The sequence below is a fragment of the Paraburkholderia ribeironis genome (assembly GCF_900019265.1).
Classification (GTDB): Bacteria; Pseudomonadota; Gammaproteobacteria; order Burkholderiales; family Burkholderiaceae; genus Paraburkholderia; species Paraburkholderia ribeironis.
This window is the reverse complement of sequence record NZ_CYGX02000070.1, coordinates 24,281-43,527: the sequence shown is the minus strand read 5'-3', so window position 1 is coordinate 43,527 and position 19,247 is coordinate 24,281. Positions and strand designations below refer to the sequence as shown.

Genomic DNA, 19,247 nt, shown 5'->3' with positions numbered 1-19,247 from the left:
GCGCCGGCGGCTTGCCTACACTTGCCCTCACGCGAAATGCAGCGCTGGCTGCATCGACACACCACCGCGAGGCGGCGCAAGCGTCGCGATCGGACGAGACAGCACAGGACCGGACCCATGGACAGCTTCTACACCGACGAACAAAGGATGATTCGCGACGCCGCTCGCGACTTCGCCACCGAGCGGCTCGCACCTTACGCAGCGCAATGGGACCGCGACGCGCAACTGCCCACGGAGGTCGTCGCGCAGATGGGCGAGCTCGGCTTTCTCGGCATGATCGTGCCATCGGAGTGGGGCGGTTCGTACACCGACTACATCGCCTATGCGCTCGCGCTCGAGGAGATCGCGGCCGGCTGCGCCGCGTGCGCGACGCTGATGAGCGTGCACAACTCGGTCGGCTGCGGGCCGATCCTCAACTTCGGCAGCGACGCGCAGAAAGACCGCTATCTGCAGGACCTCGCGACCGGCCGCCAGATCGGCGCGTTCTGCCTGACCGAGCCGCAGGCCGGCTCCGAGGCGAACAATCTGCGCTCGCGTGCGGTGCTGCGCGACGGCCAATGGATTCTCAACGGCAGCAAGCAGTTCGTGACCAACGGCGCGCGTGCCGATCTCGCGATCGTGTTCGCCGTCACCGATCCCGAGCGCGGCAAGCGCGGCCTGTCCGCGTTCATCGTGCCGACCGGGACGCCCGGCTTCAACGTCGGCAAACCGGAGCACAAGCTCGGCATCCGCGCGTCCGACACCTGTCCGATCGCGCTCGACGACTGCGCGGTGCCCGAGGCCAATCTGCTCGGCGAACCGGGCGACGGCTTGCGCATCGCGCTGTCGAATCTCGAAGGCGGGCGCATCGGCATCGCCGCGCAGGCGGTCGGCATTGCGCGGGCCGCGTTCGACGCCGCGCGCCGCTATGCGAACGAGCGCGTGCAGTTCGGCAAGCCGCTCAAGGATCATCAGACCATCGCCAACATGCTCGCCGATATGGCCACGCGCCTGAACGCCGCGCGTCTGCTCGTGCATCACGCGGCGCGGCTGCGCTCGGCGGGTAAGCCGTGTTTGTCGGAGGCATCGCAGGCGAAGCTGTTCGCGTCGGAACTGGCCGAGGAAATCTGCTCGAACGCGATCCAGATTCACGGCGGCTATGGCTATCTCGAGGACTACGCGGTGGAGCGCCACTACCGCGACGCTCGCATCACGCAGATCTACGAAGGAACCAGCGAAGTGCAGCGCATGGTGATCGCGCGGCATGTGTAGGCCTGAGGAGACGCGATTCACGCGGCGTTTGAGCGCACAATGGCTTGCGCGTCGTGCGTGAGTGAGGCACGGGCGCGGCACAGCGGGGCAAAAAGACACAGGAGACGACGATGACTACAGCGAAAGGCTTTTTCGAAGCGCGCGATCTGTTATTGCGCCATCGAACCGACTACGACCGGGCGTACCGCGAATTCGCGTGGCCGGCGCTGGGCGAATTCAACTGGGCGCTCGACTACTTCGACGTGATCGCACGCGACAATCACAACCCCGCGCTGTGGATCGTCGACGATCCAACCGGCGATGGCCTGTGCCTGTCGTATGCGCAGATGTCGGAGCGCTCGGCGCGCATGGCGAACTTTCTGCGCGGCGCGGGCGTGGGTCGCGGCGATCGCGTGCTGCTGATGCTGCCGAACCGCGTCGAACTGTGGGACGTGATGCTCGCGGCGATGAAGCTCGGCGCGATCGTGCTGCCCGCCACCACCCAGCTGTCCGCCGACGACGTGCGCGACCGCGTGCAGATCGGCGGCGCGAAGTTCGCGGTGGTCGATAGCGCGGAGCTGGCCAAGTTCGAGACGCTCGACGTGCCGCTCACGCGCTTCTCGGTCGGCGCGCCGTGCGACGGCTGGATCGATCTGTCCGCCGCCAGCCAGGCGTCGCCGCATTTCACACCCGACGGCATCACGCGCGCCAGCGACGCGCTGCTGCTGTACTTCACGTCGGGCACTACGTCGAAGCCGAAGCTGGTCGAGCATACGCATCAAAGCTATCCGGTCGGGCATCTGTCGACGATGTACTGGATCGGTCTGCAACCGGGCGACATCCATTGGAACATCAGCTCGCCCGGCTGGGCCAAGCACGCGTGGAGCTGCTTCTTCGCGCCGTGGAACGCGCAGGCCTGCGTGTTCGTCTTCAACTTCGCGCGCTTCGTGCCGAAAGACACGCTGAACGTGCTGGTGCGCTTCAACGTCACCACGCTGTGCGCGCCGCCCACGGTCTGGCGCATGCTGGTCCAGGAACACCTCGCCGACTATCCGGTCAAGCTGCGCGAGATCGTCGGCGCCGGTGAGCCGTTGAATCCGGAGATCATCGAACGGGTCCGGCACGCATGGGGCATCACGATTCGCGACGGCTTCGGCCAGACCGAGACCACCTGCCAGATCGGCAACTCGCCGGGCCAGCCGGTCGTGCCCGGTTCGATGGGGCGTCCGCTGCCGGGCTACCGGATCGAGCTGCTCGACGCCGACGATCAGCCCGTGACCGAAGGCGAAATCGCGTTGCCGCTCGCCGCGCGTCCGCTGGGTCTGATGACCGGCTACGCGAACAATGCGAATGCCACCGCGCAGGCAATGCGCAACGGCTTCTACCGCACGTCCGATGTCGCGATGCTGCGCGACGACGGCTACTACGTCTATGTCGGCCGCGCGGACGACGTGTTCAAATCATCCGATTACCGGCTCAGTCCGTTCGAACTGGAAAGCGTGCTGATCGAGCACGAGGCGATCGGCGAGGCGGCCGTGGTGCCGAGCGCCGACGCACTGCGGTTATCGGTGCCCAAGGCCTTCGTCACGGTACGTCAGGGCTACGAGGCCGGGCCCGAACTCGCACGCGCCGTCTTCGCGTTTTCGCGCGCAAAGCTCGCGCCGTACAAGCGGATTCGTCGGTTGCAATTCAGCGAGCTGCCCAAGACCATCTCCGGCAAGATCCGCCGCGTCGAGTTGCGACGCCGCGAAATGGAGCGCGCGGCCGAACCCGCGCGTCTGCCGGACGAGTACTGGGAAGAGGATTTCCCCGATCTGCGCTGATTGTTTTCATTCACCGTTTCTTCAGTCTCTCTTACTCTCCGGCCGCCGCGCGGCCATAGCACAGGAGTTTCAGCATGAGCGCAACTGCTTCTTCGAACCTGGCCGGGCGCAATGACGCCAATAGCGGTGGCAACATTGGCACCACAGCCACCGTCAAGCTGCTGATCAACGGCGAGTTCGTCGAATCGACAACCAGCGAATGGCGCGACATCGTCAACCCCGCCACGCAGCAGGTGCTGGCGCGCGTGCCGTTCGCCACCACCGACGAAGTCGACGAAGCGATCAGGAGCGCGCACGCCGCGTTCAAGACGTGGAAGGACACGCCGATCGGCGCGCGCATGCGCATCATGCTGAAGTACCAGGCGCTGATTCGCGAGCATATGCCGCGCATCGCGAAGACCCTCAGCGCCGAGCAGGGCAAGACGATCCCCGATGCCGAAGGCGACATCTTTCGCGGACTCGAAGTGGTCGAACACGCGTGCTCGATCGGCACGTTGCAGCAGGGCGAATTCGCGGAAAACGTGGCGGGCGGCGTGGACACCTACACGCTGCGTCAGCCGCTCGGCGTCTGCGCCGGCATCACGCCGTTCAACTTCCCCGCGATGATTCCGCTGTGGATGTTTCCCATGGCGATCGTGTGCGGCAATACCTTCGTGCTCAAGCCGTCGGAGCAGGACCCGCTGTCGACGATGCAGCTGGTCGAGCTCGCACTCGAAGCCGGTGTGCCGAAGGGCGTGCTGAACGTGGTGCACGGCGGCAAGGACGTGGTCGACGCGCTCTGCACGCACGAACTGGTGAAAGCGATTTCGTTCGTTGGTTCGACCGCGGTCGGCACGCACGTGTATCGCCTTGGCAGCGAACACGGCAAGCGCGTGCAATCGATGATGGGCGCGAAAAACCACGCGGTGGTGCTGCCCGACGCGAACCGCGAGCAGACCTTGAACGCATTGGCCGGCGCGGGCTTCGGCGCGGCCGGGCAGCGCTGCATGGCGACCTCGGTGGTGGTGCTGGTGGGGGCGGCGCAACAGTGGCTGCCCGAGTTGGTCGCCAAGGCGAAGACGCTCAGGGTCAATGCGGGCAATGAGCCGGGTACCGACCTCGGCCCGGTGGTCTCACGCGCGGCTAAGCAACGCGTACTCGGGCTGATCGAAGCGGGGGTGACAGAAGGCGCGACGCTCGCGCTCGACGGCCGCGACGTGAAGGTGCCTGGTTACGAGCAGGGCAACTTCATCGGCCCGACGGTGTTCACCGATGTCACCGCCGAGATGGAAATCTACCGCACCGAGATTTTCGGCCCGGTGCTGGTGGTGCTGAACGTCGCCACGCTTGACGACGCAATCGCGCTCGTCAACCGCAATCCGTTCGGTAACGGCGTCGGCCTGTTCACGCAGAGCGGCGCGGCGGCACGCAAATTCCAGAGCGAGATCGATATCGGCCAGGTCGGCATCAACATTCCGATTCCGGTGCCGGTGCCGTTTTTCAGCTTCACCGGCTCACGCGGCTCGAAGCTCGGCGACCTTGGCCCGTACGGCAAGCAGGTGGTGCAGTTCTACACGCAGACCAAGACCGTCACGGCCCGCTGGTTCGACGACGACACGGTCAACGACGGCGTCAACACGACCATCAGCCTGCGCTGATCGGCCCGCCCGACACGCAGATACACACAGGCATACGGAGGCGGCAATCATGAAGATTGGCTTTATCGGACTCGGCAACATGGGTGCGCCGATGGCGCGCAACCTGCTGAAGGCGGGCCACGCGGTGCGCGTGTTCGACCTCGACGCGCAAGCCGTGCAGGCGCTCGTCGATGCGGGCGCGCAGGCGGCCGGCTCGCCCAAGGCGGCCGCGACCGATGCGGAGTGCGTGATGACCATGCTGCCCGCCGCCGCGCATGTGCGCAGCGTGCTGAGCGCTGACGACGGCGTGCTCGCGGGCATTGCGAAGGGCGTGACGATCATCGATTCGAGCACGATCGATCCCGCCAGCGTGAAAGCGTTCGCCGAGCTGGCGGCGCGCCACGGCAACAGCTTCGTCGATGCGCCGGTATCGGGCGGCACCGGCGGCGCGGCGGCGGGCACGCTGACCTTCATGGTCGGCGGCAGTGCGAGCGCGTATGAAGAGGTCAAGCCGGTGCTGGCGGCGATGGGCAAAAACATCGTGCATTGCGGTGATACCGGTACGGGCCAGGTGGCGAAGATTTGCAACAACCTCGTGCTCGGCATCACGATGGCGGGCGTGGCCGAGGCGATGTCGCTGGGCGAGGCGCTCGGCATCGATGCGAAGGTGCTGGGCGGCATCATCAACACGTCGACCGGGCGCTGCTGGAGTTCGGATACGTATAACCCGATGCCCGGCGTGATCGACAGCGCGCCGTCCACGCGCGGCTACACCGGCGGCTTCGGCACCGACCTGATGCTCAAGGACCTCGGCCTCGCCACCGACGCTGCGCGCTTTGCGCATCAACCGGTCTATCTCGGGGCGCTCGCGCAGCAGCTTTATCAGACGATGAGCAGCAAGGGCGCGGGACGCCTGGACTTTTCCGCGGTCATCAAGCTCTATCGCGACGATGGGCGCGACGCCAGCAACAGCAACGGCGGAGGCGCGTGATGATCGAACTCGACTACGCGCACGACGGTGCCGTCGCGCAACTGACGCTCACACGACCACCCGCGAACGCGTTTACGCCTGATGGCCTGCTGCAATTGCAGCGGACCATCGAACGTCTGAACGCCGACGCTCGCGTGCGGGCCGTCGTGATCACCGGCGCCGGACCGAAATTCTTCAGCGCGGGCGCTGACCTGAACAGCTTCGCCGATGGCGACCGCGAAGTTGCGCGCCACGCGGCGGCGCGCTTCGGCGCGGCGTTCGAAGCCTTGCAGAACGCGCGGCCGGTGGTGATCGCCGCGATCAACGGCTACGCGATGGGCGGCGGACTGGAGTGCGCGCTCGCGTGCGATATCCGCATCGCGGAGCGCCATGCGTTGCTGGCGTTGCCTGAGACCGCGGTCGGTCTGCTGCCGTGCGGTTGCGGCACGCAGACGTTGCCGTGGTTGGTCGGCGAAGGCTGGGCCAAGCGGATGATTCTCACCGGCGAGCGCGTCGATGCGGCGACCGCGCTGCGCATCGGTCTCGTCGAGGACGTGGTGGAGCAGGGCGCGGCGCGCGACGCCGCGCTCACCATGGCCGCGCGTGTCGTGGGTCTGAGCCCGCAAGCGGTCGGCTTCAGCAAGCACCTGATTCATCAGGCGCGCAACGGCGTGCCGCGTGCCGCGGCGTTGGCGCTGGAACGCGAACGTTTCGTCGATCTGTTCGACGGCGCCGATCAGCGCGAAGGCGTCAACGCGTTTCTTGAGAAACGCACGCCGCGCTGGCAGGCGGCGCAACCTCAGCCGACGGATCACGTCGCCCACTCTGCATACGCACAGCAGGAGACCCACCGATGAGCGCCTTGCAAAGCGTCGTGCTCGATACGGGCAGCGAAGGGCAACGCGAGATTCTGTTTCGCGTCGTCAACCGGGTGGCGATCATTACGCTGAATCGGCCGGCCGCGCTCAATGCGCTGTCGCACGCGATGGTGCGTGAGCTCGCCGTGCTGGTCGAACATTGCCGCAGCGACAGCAGCATCGTCGCGGTAGTGCTGAAAGGCGCGGGCGCGAAGGGCTTTTGCGCAGGCGGCGACGTGCGCGAAGTGCATCGACTCGCGAAGAGTGGCGATCATCGCTGGCTGGCGTTTTTCATCGACGAGTACCGGCTCGATTACGCGCTGCACACGTTTCCGAAACCCGTGGTCGCGCTGCTCGACGGCATTGCGATGGGCGGCGGCATGGGGCTCGGTCAGGCGGCGCGGCTGCGCATCGTCACCGAGCGCAGCAAGATCGCGATGCCGGAGACGCGCATCGGCTTTTTGCCGGACGTCGGCGCGACGCGGTTTCTGAGCGTGATGCCAGCGGAGATCGAGCTGTATGTCGGGCTGACTGGCGCGAGCTTGTCGGGCGCCGATGCATTGCGCCTGCAACTGGCCGACCTGTGCGTGCCGGCCGAATGGCTCGCGAGCTTTGAAGAACGCTTGCAGCGCATGTCGCATGACGGCGATCTGATCGCCGCATTGCGGGGCGTGTTCGAGCCGCCCTGCAATATCGTCCCGCATGCGCCGTTGACGGCGTTGACGCAATTGATGCTGCGGCACTTCGATCGGCGTTCGAGCGTCGAACGGATGGTCGCGACGTTGCGCCACGACCTGGAGCGCGAGCCGCCGCGCGAGGTGAAGCAGTGGTTGCAGTCCACCTACGAGGCCATGACCGCTCACTCGCCGACCATGCTGTGCGTGACGCGCGAGGCGCTATTGCGCGGCCGGCAGATGACGCTCGCCGAGTGCTTCCGGATGGAACTGGGTATCGTGAAACGGGTGATCGAGGACGGCGACTTCTGTGAAGGGGTGCGGGCGCAATTGCTCGACAAGGATCGCAAAGCGCGCTGGGCGCCCGCCACGCTCGCCGAAGTGCGGGCCGAACGGGTTAGGCATTTTCTGACTTCGCCGTGGAAGACGGAGGCGCATCCGCTAGCCGGGTTGGGGGCGGCGTAGCGGTGAGGCGCGCAGCGCGTTGCACCCACCTCAACTTTCGCCGACGACATCACCCTGTGGCACACCGGTTAGACGCGCATCGCGCTGCACACCGCGCACCCGCGATACCCAGCAAACCCCGAGCAGCGCGACGCTGACCGCCGCCCATCCGACGGTCCCATATCCGACGATCTGCCCGCCCGGCGTGCGCCGTCCACACGCGGTTGAAGTCCTGATCGACAAAGCGTGCCGCGTCCGGTTGCGACGGATCGAAGCGCGCATACGCATCGACGTTCGCGAACGCGAGCGTAAGCTTGCCGCGCTTCGGACGCAGCTTCGCGCGCAGCAACGCATCGACGACGATCGCGCCGCACACTTCGTTGCCGTGCGTGAGCGCGTTGATCATCACGTGCAGACCCGCGACACCCGAATCGAAGGTATGCACATACGCGATGCCCGTTTCGCTGAGCTCGTGCGCGGCGATGTCTGGAAACGCGAGTTCGATCGGATAGGCGCTTGGTTTGGCGTGTGCGTTCATTCGAGTCCGCCCTGGCAGAGATACTTGATCGACAGGTAATCGTCGAGGCCGTACTTCGAGCCTTCCCGCCCATAGCCCGATTCCTTCACGCCGCCGAACGGCGCGGCTTCGCTGGCGAGCGCACCCTCGTTGATCCCAACGATGCCCGCCTCCAGTTGCCGCGTAACGCGGTCGATGCGACGCATGTCCTGGCTGTAAAAGTACGACGCGAGGCCGGAAAGCGTGTCGTTGGCCGCGAGGATCGCCTCGGCTTCATCGTCGAAATGAAAAAGCGGCACAATCGGGCCAAAGGTTTCGTCGCAGCTCAGTTGCATCTCAGGCGTCGCGTCGGCGAGCACGGTGGGCGCATAGTAATTGGGACCGAGTTCGGGCAGACGCTTGCCGCCTGTTAGCACGCGCGCGCCGCGGCTTGCTGCATCGTCGACGTGACGTGCGATCTTGTCGATGGCCGGGGCGTTGATCATCGGGCCGATCTGGGCAGCCGGGTCGGTGGCCGGTGCGACCTTCAGCGCCGCGACGCGGGTGGCGAGCATATCGGCGAACCGCTCGTACACGCCCGACTGCACGTAGACGCGGTTTGGAGAGACACAGGTCTGGCCGCCATTGCGGAATTTTGCCGCGAGCAGGCCCGTGACGGCCGCATCGAGATCGGCGTCGTCGAAGACGATAAACGGCGCATTGCCGCCAAGTTCGAGCGACAGCTTCTTCAACGTGCCCGCAGATTCGCGCGCCAGATACTTACCTACGCGTGTCGACCCTGTGAACGTGATCTTGCGCACGCGGCTGTCGGCAAGCCAGTCAGCGACGGCGGGCACTGCATTCTCGCGCGATGCCGAGATCAGGTTCAGAACGCCTGCGGGCACGCCTGCCTCGTGCGCGAGCATCACGAGAGCAAATGCGGTAAGTGGCGTGTCCTCGGCCGGCTTGCCGACTACGGTGCAGCCCGCCGCGAGCGCGGGCGCGATCTTGCGCGCGATCATCGCGAGCGGGAAATTCCACGGCGTGATCGCGGCGACGACGCCGACGGGTTCCTTCACCGCGCTCATGCGCTTGCCGCGCTGCTGCTGCGGGATGATATCGCCGTAGATGCGCGTCGCTTCATCGGCGAACCACGCGACATACGACGCGCCGTACATTACTTCGCCGCGCCCTTCGGAGAAGGGCTTGCCTTGTTCGAGCGAGATCAGGCGGCCCAGCCCATCCGCGTTCTCGACAATCAGTGCATGCCAGCGATGCAGCACGGCAGCGCGATCTTTCGGCAACGTATCGCGCCAGGTGGGGAACGCACGGGCGGCGGCATCGGTGGCGGCGTGCGCATCGGCGGCGTCGCTGTCGGCGACTTGCGCGATCACTTCGCCCGTCGCCGGATTGGTGACGTCAAAGCGGTTGCCTTTCGCCGCGGCGACCCATTGGCCGTCGATGAAATTGTCGTTACGAATCAGTTCGCTCAACTCGTATCGCTTCGTCATGAGAGCACTCCTTGTGTTCGTTTGCCCAGCCGATCAGGCCAGCCGAAGTGCAATCGCCGCGCCCACTTCCGCCGTATTTGCCTTGCCGCCAAGGTCGCCCGTAAGCGGGCCTTCCTTCAGTGCGGCTTCGATCGCGGCGAGGATGGCGTCGTGCGCTTCACGTTCCTTGCCCTGGCCGTTGCCAAGGAAGTCGAGCATCATCGCCGCCGACCAGATCATCGCGATCGGATTGGCGATGCCCTTGCCCGCGATATCTGGCGCTGAGCCATGCACAGGCTCGAATAGCGACGGGAACGTGCGTTCCGGATTCATGTTGGCCGACGGCGCAATGCCGATCGTGCCCGTGCAGGCCGGGCCGAGATCCGAAAGGATGTCACCGAACAGATTGGTTGCCACCACCACGTCGAAGCGGTCCGGATTCAGCACGAAGCGCGCGCACAGAATGTCGATGTGCTGCTTGTCCCATGTGACGTCGGGATAGCGCGCGGCCATTTCAGCGGCACGTGCGTCCCACCACGGCATGCTGATCGATATGCCATTGCTCTTCGTCGCCACCGTGATCTTCTGCGCGCGGCGCTGCGCGAGATCGAACGCGAACTTCAGCACGCGCTCGGATCCCTTGCGCGTGAAGACCGACTGCTGCATCACGAGCTCGCGCTCGGTGCCTTCGAACATCGTGCCTCCTACCGACGAGTACTCGCCCTCGGTGTTCTCGCGCACGATCATGAAATCGATATCGCCCGCCTTGCGGCCGGCGAGCGGCGACGGCACGCCTTCGAAGAGACGCGCGGGGCGCAGATTGATGTACTGGTCGAACTCGCGGCGGAATTTGAGCAGCGAGCCCCACAGGGAGATGTGATCGGGCACGGTCGCGGGCCAGCCGACTGCGCCGAACAGGATCGCGTCGCAGCCTTCGAGTTGCTTCTTCCAGTCGTCCGGCATCATCTGGCCGTGCTGGGCATAGTACTCGCAGCTCGCCCATTCGATATGCTGATACGTGAGACCGATGCCGTACCGCTTGCTCACGGCGTCGAGGGCGCGCAGCGCTTCGGGCATCACTTCCTTGCCGATGCCGTCGCCGGGAATCACTGATCACTGCAATGTGATAGTTGTGGGTCATATTCGTCTCATCGTCCAGAATGTTCGGGGATGGATAGGTTTTCATACCGGCATCGGTCGCCGAGCGAAGTTGAAAGGCGCGATTTCCTGACGGCCATGTGTAAGCAGGTCGCGGGTGTGACGACGACGGACGGCCACGAACCGGAAGAAGATGCTCACCGACGAGCTCTTGAACCGCGCTTCAATCCCAGACATAGCGCAGTTCATTGCCTCGTGGTGCGTAGTCGGGGTCGACGCCTACTCAGGTGACCGGGTCGCGCAGCGTTAAGACGCCCGGCGCGCCCTAATGATGGTTCTGCGAAAAGAGCGATTCGAGCGGGTAGTGCGTCTTCACGAACGGCGTCTTGATGATGACGTAGCTGAAGTATTTCTCGATGCCGACATCGCGCTCCAGCAGCCCTTCGATGATGCTTTGATAGTGGCTGACGCTGCGCGTGACGAACTTCAGCAGATAATCGTAGCCTCCGCTCGCCAGATGGCATTCGATGATCTCGTCGACATCCTTGACTGCGTTGACGAACCTGCTGAAGTCCTCGCGGCGATGGTCGGCGAGCGTGACCTCGGTGAACACGATCTGCAGGTCGCCGAGCTTCTCGAGTTGGATCTGCGCACCGTACCCGACGATATAACCCGCTTTCTCCAGACGCTTGACGCGGATCAGGCAGGGACTGGGCGAAAGGCCGACAGCGTCCGCCAGCTCGACGTTGGTGATACGCCCTTGGATCTGCAACTGCGAGAGGAGACGCAGATCGATGCGGTCCAGCTTGCAATCGGTGCTCATCGTGATTCGGTCGCTCACACATGGCCAGGATCACTCGATGCTATCAGGCGGCCGCAGGGCGTTTGAATTCGATCGAACCCTTAAGCGCGGTGCGGACGTCCGCTTGCGCGAGCACGTCATCGAGCGTCTTCTCGAGACGTTCGAACAACAGGTCGAACTCGCTTTCCGTGTAGCACAGCGCCGGCGCGAAGCCGAGAATGTTGTCGCCGAAGGCACGGAAAACGATGCCATTACGATACGCTGCGGCCGCGATGCGGTCAGAGAGCTTCAGGGACGCGTCGAAGCCCTGCTTGGTCTCCTTGTCAGACACCAGCTCGAGCGCGCCGAGCAGGCCGCGGTGCCGCGAATCGCCGACCAGGGGATGCGCGAGCAGGGTGTCGAGTCCTTGCGCAAAGCGCGGGCCTCGCGCGACGCCGTTGGAGAGCAGGCGCCCTTCCCGATAGAGCCGAATCACTTCGAGACCGATCGCAGCGCTAACCGGATGGGCCGAGTACGTATGCCCGTGGCCGATCACTGCCGACGCGTCGCCATCAGCCATGCCCTGATAAACGGCATCCGACATCAGTACCGCGCCCATCGGCGCATAGCCCGCCGTGAGGCCCTTGGCGACCGTCATTAGGTCTGGCTCGACGCCTTCCGCTTCGCACGCGAACAGCGGTCCCGTGCGGCCGAAGCCCGTAATGACTTCGTCGGCGACAAACAGGATGCCGAGCTTGCGGCAAGCTTCGCGCATCGCCTTCAGCCAGCCGACAGGCGGCACGATCACGCCGCCGGAGCCTTGGATCGGTTCACAAAAGAACGCGGCGACGTTGTCCGCGCCGAGTGCTTTTACTTTCGCTTCCAGTGCGGAAACGGAGGCGGTGATCAGCGCGGCGGCGTCGGCGAAATCGCTGCGGTATGCATACGGCGACGGGATGTGATGTTGAGTCGGCAGCGGTACGTCGAAGTTGCGATGGAACGCGGGCAATGCCGTCAGGCCAGCGCCGATCGACGACGAGCCGTGATAGCCGCGTTGCACCGCGATGATGTGCTTCTTCGACGGGCGGCCCGTCGCGTTGTAGTAATGCGTGATGAAGCGCAGCGCGGAGTCGACGGCATCCGATCCGCCCAGCGTGAAGTACACGTGCTGCAGCGACGCGGGCGACAGCTCGACGAGCTTCGAGGCGAGTTCGATCGCTGGTTCGGAGCCGAAGTGAAAGTAGCCGGTTGCGTAGGGCAGGCGGGCCATCTGCTTCGCGGCCGCTTCGACGATGCTCTGATGGCCGTAGCCGGTGTTTACGCACCAGAGGCCGGAGAAGGCGTCGAGCAACTCGTTGCCGTCGATGTCGCGCAGGAATACGCCCTGCGCGGACTCCAGCACGGTCACGCCGCGCGCTTCGTGCGCGCGGTAGCTGACGACGGGGTGGATCAGATGCCTACGGTCGGCTTCGATGAGCGATTGAATAGACATGGTGCAGTTCTCTTCTCGGAATGGGCTTGGACAATTCCAATACTACGAGAGAGGCCTATTCGCCGATTCGCAAAATCAGCCACGGAAAAACGCAAATACGGTTTTATGCGGGGTGCGCGCAGCACTTTGTGCTTGCGCGCGATTCTGTCGGGAAAAGTACGTGTTCGGTAGCGTCAGTAGCCACGGCCGCGGTCAATTTGTCCAAGCATAGGCAAGCCGTCGAGATGACGGCGAATATTGTCCAGCACGACATCGACCGCCGTTTCCGGCCGCGTTGCGCTCGCGATATGCGGCGTGATCCGCACGTGCGGATGCGTCCAGAACGGATGCGAGTCGGCCAGCGGCTCGGGGTTGGTGACGTCGAGGATCGCGTTGTGCAACTGGCCGCTCTCCAGCGCATCGAGCAGGTCCTGTTGGTTCAACTGCGGGCCGCGCCCGACGTTGATTAAGGAGGCACCCTTCGGCAGCTTGGCGAACATGCGCTTGTCGAGCAGGCCGCGCGTCGCATCGGTGAGCGGCAGCAGACAGATCAAGATGTCGGTGCGCGCGAGGAACGCATCGAGCGCTTCGACGCCCGCGTGGCATTCGACGCCTTCGAGCCGGTGCGCCGAACGGCTCCAGCCCGCGCACGGAAACCCGAACAGCCGCAAACGTTCCAGCACCGCCGTGCCGAGCATGCCAAGCCCCAGCACGCCGACGCGCCGCGATACCGCCGCGCGCACCGGCATCTCGCGCCAGATGCGTTGCTGCTGTTGCAACGCATAATCGAACAGATCGCGATGGATGGTCAGCACGGCCTGCGTGACATACTCGACCATGCCTTCGACGATACCCGGCTCCACCATGCGCACGACAGTGATGTTCGGCGGAACGCCAGACAGATCGAACTGGTCGATGCCTGCGCCCACCGAGAAGATCACTTCGAGATTGGGCAGCGTGTGCGCCGGGTTGTCGGGCGGCTGCCAGGCGGCGAGATAACGGACGGACGCGGGGTCGCCAATATCGGGCCACAGGCGAAACGGAATATCGGGTGCCTTTACCGCGAAGAGCCGCGCCCATTGCTTGCCGCGTTCAGGATCGGCTTTGTAGAGTAGTGTCATGTTTTCGTCATCCTGATTAAATTGTCCCGGACCAGGGTCTCTTGTGGATACTCGTTAGGGGCCACTGCCAGGTCAGTCCGATAGCTCGTCACTCTGATATGTGCAAGTCGGTTGGATGGGGCGATCCTGTAGCACGAATCCGCGAGCGGCGTCGTGCGAGTCGAACCATCTAGGCATCTCCGGTTCATGCACAAAAGGACATAGGGCTAAGAAAGCGTTCCCCGGCGATTTGACGAGCGATGATCAACATGGAATCCTCACCGCCCCGTTGAGGAACACTGTTGCCGTTGCAATCGACGATGGTCTGAAGTGTATTAGCCGGAATTAGATCTGACAGGTAGTCGGGGCGGATAGAGAAGAGGCTATCAATGAGGAATGAGTTTCTCCCTGGCGAGTTCCAGTGAATCGAGGAAGGTGCGCATCGGCGTCTTGCCGTAACACCACGCTGATTCCAGGCATCAGTGAGTCGGCCTTCCTGCACATAGGATCTAGCACACCGCCTGATTAACGATACCGAATTGCCGAACGGATGCATCGGTCGGAAGCGCACCGTTGCGCGCCATCTTCACAACCGTACCGACTCGTGAAAGTCCGAGTGCTTCCAGCCACGCCGAGAGCTGGCATTCATGCGGCGTATCGATACGGACAAACGCGCCGGCGTGTAGCGAGAGCCAGTAACTGATCAGCGCCTTGGCACGGCTGGAGTCGTCGGAGTCCGGTGCCACGACCGGACCGATCGAGAAACCATGTCCGAAGCGTCGGATGAGGGCGAAACCAATCAGATCGCCATCACGGGCGAGTGCGATCCCTTGTGAGACTTCGAGGAGCGCCGGCAGGATGGTCCCGCGGTCGAGGCCGCTCGCACGCGACCCCAGCTCTATCAGGCGCGCGGTATCGTTCGAGCCAAGCGGGCGCAGCCGCTCGCCTGGAGGGAGTGAAACAAGTGGCGGCTGGAATGCGGTTCCCTGATGCTGATCAACTGTTCCAATCGCTTCAAAGCCGAGCTTCTCATACAGATGCCGGCCCTCTGCAGTTGCGTGAAGAATGACGGTCCGCTCGCCTAGTTCTTCCAGCAGCAGTTCCATGAGTTTGCGGCCAATGCCCCGGCCTTGCTGCTGCGCAGACACGATGACCATTCCGAGCGACGCGCGATCATGTCCGAACTTCCAGCAGAGCCCCGTACCAACAAGCGTTCCGCTCGCATCCTCCGCGACGAATCCCGTGCCCGCCTCAGCGACAAATTGCCAGTCTTCGACGCGATGAGGCCACCCCAGTTCACTCGACAGGGCGCGCGCGCCAGCGACGTCCAGAAGCGAAAAAGGGCGATAGACAATTTCGTGACCTGAGACCTGAGCTTCTTTTCGGCCGGACATGCCTTTCTCCTTGGCTGGATGCTTACGCCGCAACTCTCGCATTGCCTTGCTGTGTTGTCCATAACGTTGACCGGGCGGAAAGCAAATCGACGCAAACTGCAGTGTCAATGCGGAAAAAACGCGCCGCTTCTGCTAAATCAACCGTTCAGTCAGTGAGTTGTGCCGGGTCGACAGCGGTACGATTCCACCAGAGTGAAAGCAACAATTCAACGGCAGATGCGCGAGTCAAAAGGAAACGAAATGGACAGCTTCGATCCCGGCAAGGTTGCGGTGCGTTCCGGGCATTTCATCGGCGGAAAATACATCGACGAGGGTACGCAAAAGCAGCAAGTGGTTCGTCCCTCGGATGGCGTTGCCTATGCGTCGGTTCCTGTAGCCAATGCTGAAATGACAGATCGCGTGGTCGAGAATACGTGGACCGCGTGGCGTTCGAGTGGCTGGGGGCAAATCGCCCCTCGCGAACGGGCAAGGGTTCTACGCGGAGTTCGCCGACAAGATCGGCGGCGATGTCGCAGCAACCGATCACGACCACCTTGGTATGACGATAGCGGAACCGTACGGAGTGGTCGGCGCAATCGCACCGTGGAATTTCCCTCTGGTGATGGCGTCCTGGAAGCTCGCACCGGCGCTGGCGGCGGGCAATGCAGTCGTGTTGAAGCCGTCGGAGACGACACCGTTTTCGGTGCTGCGTCTCGCGGAACTCGCCGTCGAAGCGGGCGTGCCGCCCGGTGTTTTCAATGTGATACAGGGAGACGGTCACACGACAGGCGATGCACTTGTGCGTCATCCGCATATCGCAAAAGTGACGTTCACCGGTTCCACGCGCACCGGGGCCGCGATCATGGCGGCGTGCGCCGAATCTGGCACGAAGCCGGTTACCCTGGAACTGGGCGGCAAGAGTCCGCAGGTTGTCTTTGCGGATGCTCCGCGGCTCGACGATGTGGCGCGCCGCATAGCCGCCGCGGTAGCAGGCAACGCCGGGCAGGTGTGCGTTGCGGGATCGCGTCTTCTGGTCGAGCGGTCGATCGCAGAGGACCTGGCCGCGCGGATCGAGCGGATCTTCGCCGAACTTAAGGCGGGTGCGACATGGTCGCACGGCACGACCTTGTCGCCGATCATCTCCGGAGCCCAGGCAGCGCGCATCGAAGCGATTGTGCAGCGCACAGTGGCTGGCGGCGCGACCCTCCTTTACGGAGGGCATCGCGCGGACGGGCAATCGGGCGGGGCATTCTATTCGCCAACCATCCTCTTCGACGTTAATCAGCAATCCGAAGCTGTCCGGGAGGAAGTGTTTGGCCCCGTTCTGACGCTGCAGACATTCGATACGGAGGCGGAAGCGCTGACGCTGGCGCAGCACCCCGACTATGGCCTGGCTGCTGGTGTGCACACAGCGGATCTGGGTCGCGCTCTGCGCTTCTTGCGTGGCATCGAAGCGGGCACGGTTTGGGTGAATCGCTACGGAAGAACCAGTGATTTCATTATTCCGACGGGCGGGTACAAGCGCTCCGGCATTGGCAAGGATCTTGGACGGCAGGCCTATGAGGCAAATCTGCGCTTCAAAAGCGTCCTCATCGACATGCGGTCATAACGGTTACTGCAAAGCTGGCGGCAGCAAGAACAGTGTGCGACGGACGCGGCAGACTGTGCTGTTTAGGCTTCTTAATAAAGTGTCGAGCCCACGTTTTTCCCGCCAGAACCAACGACACTTTCTTTTCTCCGATGCTTAAATTCTGTTCAGGAATGCACTTCCTGTTTTCGCCACTGAACCCACGCAGGTTCACAACACGATAGGACCAAGACCATGATTGATTTCGAACCAAAGTACATCACGTTCGACTGCTACGGCACGCTGACGAAATTCCGCATGGGCGACATGGCCCGCGAGATCTACGGTAATCGCCTTCAGGGCGCGGAACTGGAGCAATTCGTCGCATTCTTCTCAGGCTATCGCCGCGACGAGGTGCTCGGCGCGTGGAAGCCGTATCGCGACGTGGTCGTCAATGCCGTACGCCGCGCGTGCAAGCGCATGAATGTCGAGTTCATCGAAGCGGAAGCGGAGCAGTTTTATCTCGCCGTACCGACGTGGGGCCCACACCCAGACGTGCCGGAAGGCCTGTCGAGACTGGCGAAGAAGTACAGGCTCGTGATTCTTTCGAACGCGTCGGACGATCAGATCCAGAGCAATGTCGACAAGCTGGGTGCGCCTTTCCATCGAGTATTCACCGCGCAGCAGGCTCAGTCGTACAAGCCGCGCATGCAGGGGTTCGAGTACATGTTCGACCAGCTGAACTGCAACCCGGAGGACGTGCTGCACGTGTCGTCGAGCCCTCGCTACGACCTGATGACGGCGCATGACATGGGCATCAAGCACAAGGCGTTCGTCAAACGCGGCCACGAGCCGGATGCGCCGTACTACGAGTACTATGAAGTCGATACCATCGGCGATCTCGCAACACAACTCGGTCTGTGATCCCCTGCCTTCACTTATGCACGGACACCCGATGAAACTCGACTCCTACTGGCTCGACACGGCGCCGTCCGGGCTCCAGGCTTGCGAGGATTCCGTCGATGGCCATGTCGACGTCGCCGTGATTGGCGGTGGTTTCACCGGGCTGTCCGCTGCGCTGGCACTCGGCAGGCGCGGCGCGACGGTTGCCGTGCTCGATGCCGGTCGCATCGGCGGAGGCGCATCGGGCCGCAACGGCGGCCAGTGCAACACGGGCGTCGCGCAGGACTATGCGGCTCTGCGCGGGCAAGTGGGCGTCGAGCGCGCCCAGGGTTGCTATCGCGCGTATGCCGAGGCGGTTGCTACGGTCGAGCGGCTGATCCGTGAAGAGCAGATCGATTGCGACTATCTCGCGTCGGGCAAGCTGAAGCTCGCGGCGAAGCCGCGTCATCTCGAGCACCTCGAGCACACGGCCGAGCTGATCCGCCGCGAAGTAGATCCCGATGTCGAGATCATTCCGCGCGAGCGCATTCGCAGCGAAGTGGGGTCCGATGGTTTCTTCGGCGGGCTGCTGCATAAGCACGGCGGGCAGATGCACATGGGCAAGTTCGCGGTTGGTCTCGCGAATGCGGCCGTCCGCCAAGGGGCGAGGCTGTTCGAAAATGCGGCGGTCACGTCCATCGGCAAGTACGGTAGCGGGTACCGTATCGAGTCCGCGCGCGGCACATTGCGCGCGCAGCAGGTGTTGATCGCGACGGGCCCATCGCGGCATGGACCGTTCGGCTGGTACCGGCGGCGCATGGCGCCGGTCGGCTCATTCATCATTGTGACGGAACCGTTGCTCGCCGAGCGCCTCGCCCGGCTGTTGCCGAATCGACGCTCATACACGACGAGCCGGCTAATGCATAACTACTTTCGCGTCACGCCCGATTCGCGCCTGCTGTTCGGTGGACGTGCGCGCTTTACGGCATCGGAGCAACCATCGGACGAAAAAAGCGGCCGTATCCTGCAGGCGAACCTCGCGCAGATGTTCCCGAGCCTTGCCAACGCGCGCATCGACTATTGCTGGGGCGGTCTCGTCGATATCACGGCTGACCGTCTGCCACGCGCCGGCCAACACGACGGCATCTATTTTTCGATGGGCTACAGCGGCCACGGCACGCAGATGGCAACGCACATGGGTCAGGTGATGGCCGAGGTGATGGCCGGGAATCCTGAAGCGAACCCGTGGAGAGACTTCGACTGGCCCGCGATTCCGGGGCATACAGGCAAACCGTGGTTTCTGCCGCTGGTCGGCGCGTACTTCCGGATCAAAGACGTCTTCTATTGACGAACAACTCCCTTGTGGAGGAGACAG

At 63.7% G+C, this 19,247-nt stretch carries 14 protein-coding genes and 2 pseudogenes; 9 read left to right on the top strand and 7 right to left on the bottom strand.

All coding sequences use genetic code 11. The features are described from left to right. Positions 1-117 precede the first annotated feature (117 nt). From BN2475_RS27095 to BN2475_RS27070, 6 genes are all read left to right on the top strand, one after another. On the top strand, positions 118-1,251 hold the full coding sequence (locus BN2475_RS27095) for an acyl-CoA dehydrogenase family protein (RefSeq protein ID WP_094782533.1): 1,134 nt from the start codon (positions 118-120) through the stop codon (positions 1,249-1,251). Between the two features lie 110 nt (positions 1,252-1,361). After that, a complete protein-coding gene (locus tag BN2475_RS27090) occupies positions 1,362-3,053 on the top strand; it encodes an AMP-binding protein (RefSeq protein ID WP_094782532.1) in 1,692 nt (563 codons plus the stop codon). Positions 3,054-3,127: 74 nt separating this feature from the next. Then, positions 3,128-4,690, top strand: coding sequence for a CoA-acylating methylmalonate-semialdehyde dehydrogenase (locus BN2475_RS27085; RefSeq protein WP_094782531.1), 1,563 nt, complete (start codon positions 3,128-3,130; stop codon positions 4,688-4,690). A 49-nt stretch (positions 4,691-4,739) separates the two neighbouring features. Then, positions 4,740-5,660: a 3-hydroxyisobutyrate dehydrogenase gene (gene mmsB, locus BN2475_RS27080; RefSeq protein ID WP_094782530.1), complete on the top strand. Its 921-nt coding sequence runs from the start codon at positions 4,740-4,742 to the stop codon at positions 5,658-5,660. Next, positions 5,660-6,496: an enoyl-CoA hydratase gene (locus BN2475_RS27075; protein ID WP_094782529.1), complete on the top strand. Its 837-nt coding sequence runs from the start codon at positions 5,660-5,662 to the stop codon at positions 6,494-6,496. The genes mmsB and BN2475_RS27075 overlap by 1 nt, the downstream gene beginning before the upstream one ends. Beyond that, positions 6,493-7,635: an enoyl-CoA hydratase/isomerase family protein gene (locus tag BN2475_RS27070; RefSeq protein ID WP_094782528.1), complete on the top strand. Its 1,143-nt coding sequence runs from the start codon at positions 6,493-6,495 to the stop codon at positions 7,633-7,635. The genes BN2475_RS27075 and BN2475_RS27070 overlap by 4 nt, the downstream gene beginning before the upstream one ends. Before the next feature lie 187 nt (positions 7,636-7,822). Here the strand turns inward: BN2475_RS27070 and BN2475_RS27060 are convergent. The 7 genes and pseudogenes from BN2475_RS27060 to BN2475_RS27030 all read right to left on the bottom strand — a co-directional run. Further along, positions 7,823-8,152, bottom strand: a pseudogene (locus tag BN2475_RS27060) (M14 family metallopeptidase); the annotation flags it as partial. After that, on the bottom strand, positions 8,149-9,621 hold the full coding sequence (locus BN2475_RS27055) for an NAD-dependent succinate-semialdehyde dehydrogenase (RefSeq protein ID WP_094782527.1): 1,473 nt from the start codon (positions 9,619-9,621) through the stop codon (positions 8,149-8,151). The pseudogene BN2475_RS27060 and the gene BN2475_RS27055, both read right to left, overlap by 4 nt. Positions 9,622-9,654: 33 nt before the next feature. Then, the gene (locus tag BN2475_RS27050; RefSeq protein WP_425435571.1) at positions 9,655-10,710 is read right to left on the bottom strand and encodes a tartrate dehydrogenase; all 1,056 of its coding nucleotides are present in this window, start codon (positions 10,708-10,710) and stop codon (positions 9,655-9,657) included. Positions 10,711-11,023: 313 nt separating this feature from the next. Continuing rightward, a complete protein-coding gene (locus BN2475_RS27045) occupies positions 11,024-11,521 on the bottom strand; it encodes an Lrp/AsnC family transcriptional regulator (protein ID WP_094782526.1) in 498 nt (165 codons plus the stop codon). 43 nt (positions 11,522-11,564) lie between these two features. Then, positions 11,565-12,971: an aspartate aminotransferase family protein gene (locus BN2475_RS27040; protein ID WP_094782525.1), complete on the bottom strand. Its 1,407-nt coding sequence runs from the start codon at positions 12,969-12,971 to the stop codon at positions 11,565-11,567. Between the two features lie 173 nt (positions 12,972-13,144). Beyond that, complete coding sequence (locus BN2475_RS27035) at positions 13,145-14,071, bottom strand: 2-hydroxyacid dehydrogenase (protein WP_094782524.1); 927 nt, start codon at positions 14,069-14,071, stop codon at positions 13,145-13,147. 488 nt (positions 14,072-14,559) lie between these two features. Further along, positions 14,560-15,444 (bottom strand): GNAT family N-acetyltransferase, encoded by an 885-nt coding sequence (locus BN2475_RS27030; protein WP_094782523.1) that lies wholly within the window; start codon positions 15,442-15,444, stop codon positions 14,560-14,562. Between the two features lie 240 nt (positions 15,445-15,684). Here BN2475_RS27030 and BN2475_RS27025 point away from each other — a divergent pair. From BN2475_RS27025 to BN2475_RS27015, 3 genes and pseudogenes are all read left to right on the top strand, one after another. Continuing rightward, positions 15,685-17,032 (top strand): annotated as a pseudogene (locus BN2475_RS27025) (aldehyde dehydrogenase family protein). Positions 17,033-17,245: 213 nt separating this feature from the next. Next, positions 17,246-17,914 (top strand): haloacid dehalogenase type II, encoded by a 669-nt coding sequence (locus BN2475_RS27020; RefSeq protein ID WP_094782522.1) that lies wholly within the window; start codon positions 17,246-17,248, stop codon positions 17,912-17,914. 31 nt (positions 17,915-17,945) lie between these two features. Then, entirely contained in the window at positions 17,946-19,220 is a 1,275-nt protein-coding gene (locus BN2475_RS27015; protein ID WP_094782521.1) for an NAD(P)/FAD-dependent oxidoreductase, read from the top strand. Positions 19,221-19,247 lie beyond the last annotated feature (27 nt).

Excerpts from the sequence above, each read along its gene's own strand:
- BN2475_RS27075 (WP_094782529.1), top strand. The coding sequence starts at position 5,660 with ATGATCGAACTCGACTACGCGCACGACGGTGCCGTCGCGCAACTGACG.
- BN2475_RS27070 (WP_094782528.1), top strand. The coding sequence starts at position 6,493 with ATGAGCGCCTTGCAAAGCGTCGTGCTCGATACGGGCAGCGAAGGGCAA.
- BN2475_RS27095 (WP_094782533.1), top strand. The coding sequence starts at position 118 with ATGGACAGCTTCTACACCGACGAACAAAGGATGATTCGCGACGCCGCT.
- mmsB (WP_094782530.1), top strand. The coding sequence starts at position 4,740 with ATGAAGATTGGCTTTATCGGACTCGGCAACATGGGTGCGCCGATGGCG.
- BN2475_RS27020 (WP_094782522.1), top strand. The coding sequence starts at position 17,246 with ATGATTGATTTCGAACCAAAGTACATCACGTTCGACTGCTACGGCACG.
- BN2475_RS27085 (WP_094782531.1), top strand. The coding sequence starts at position 3,128 with ATGAGCGCAACTGCTTCTTCGAACCTGGCCGGGCGCAATGACGCCAAT.
- BN2475_RS27055 (WP_094782527.1), bottom strand. The coding sequence starts at position 9,621 with ATGACGAAGCGATACGAGTTGAGCGAACTGATTCGTAACGACAATTTC.
- BN2475_RS27015 (WP_094782521.1), top strand. The coding sequence starts at position 17,946 with ATGAAACTCGACTCCTACTGGCTCGACACGGCGCCGTCCGGGCTCCAG.
- BN2475_RS27090 (WP_094782532.1), top strand. The coding sequence starts at position 1,362 with ATGACTACAGCGAAAGGCTTTTTCGAAGCGCGCGATCTGTTATTGCGC.
- BN2475_RS27035 (WP_094782524.1), bottom strand. The coding sequence starts at position 14,071 with ATGACACTACTCTACAAAGCCGATCCTGAACGCGGCAAGCAATGGGCG.
- BN2475_RS27040 (WP_094782525.1), bottom strand. The coding sequence starts at position 12,971 with ATGTCTATTCAATCGCTCATCGAAGCCGACCGTAGGCATCTGATCCAC.
- BN2475_RS27045 (WP_094782526.1), bottom strand. The coding sequence starts at position 11,521 with ATGAGCACCGATTGCAAGCTGGACCGCATCGATCTGCGTCTCCTCTCG.
- BN2475_RS27030 (WP_094782523.1), bottom strand. The coding sequence starts at position 15,444 with ATGTCCGGCCGAAAAGAAGCTCAGGTCTCAGGTCACGAAATTGTCTAT.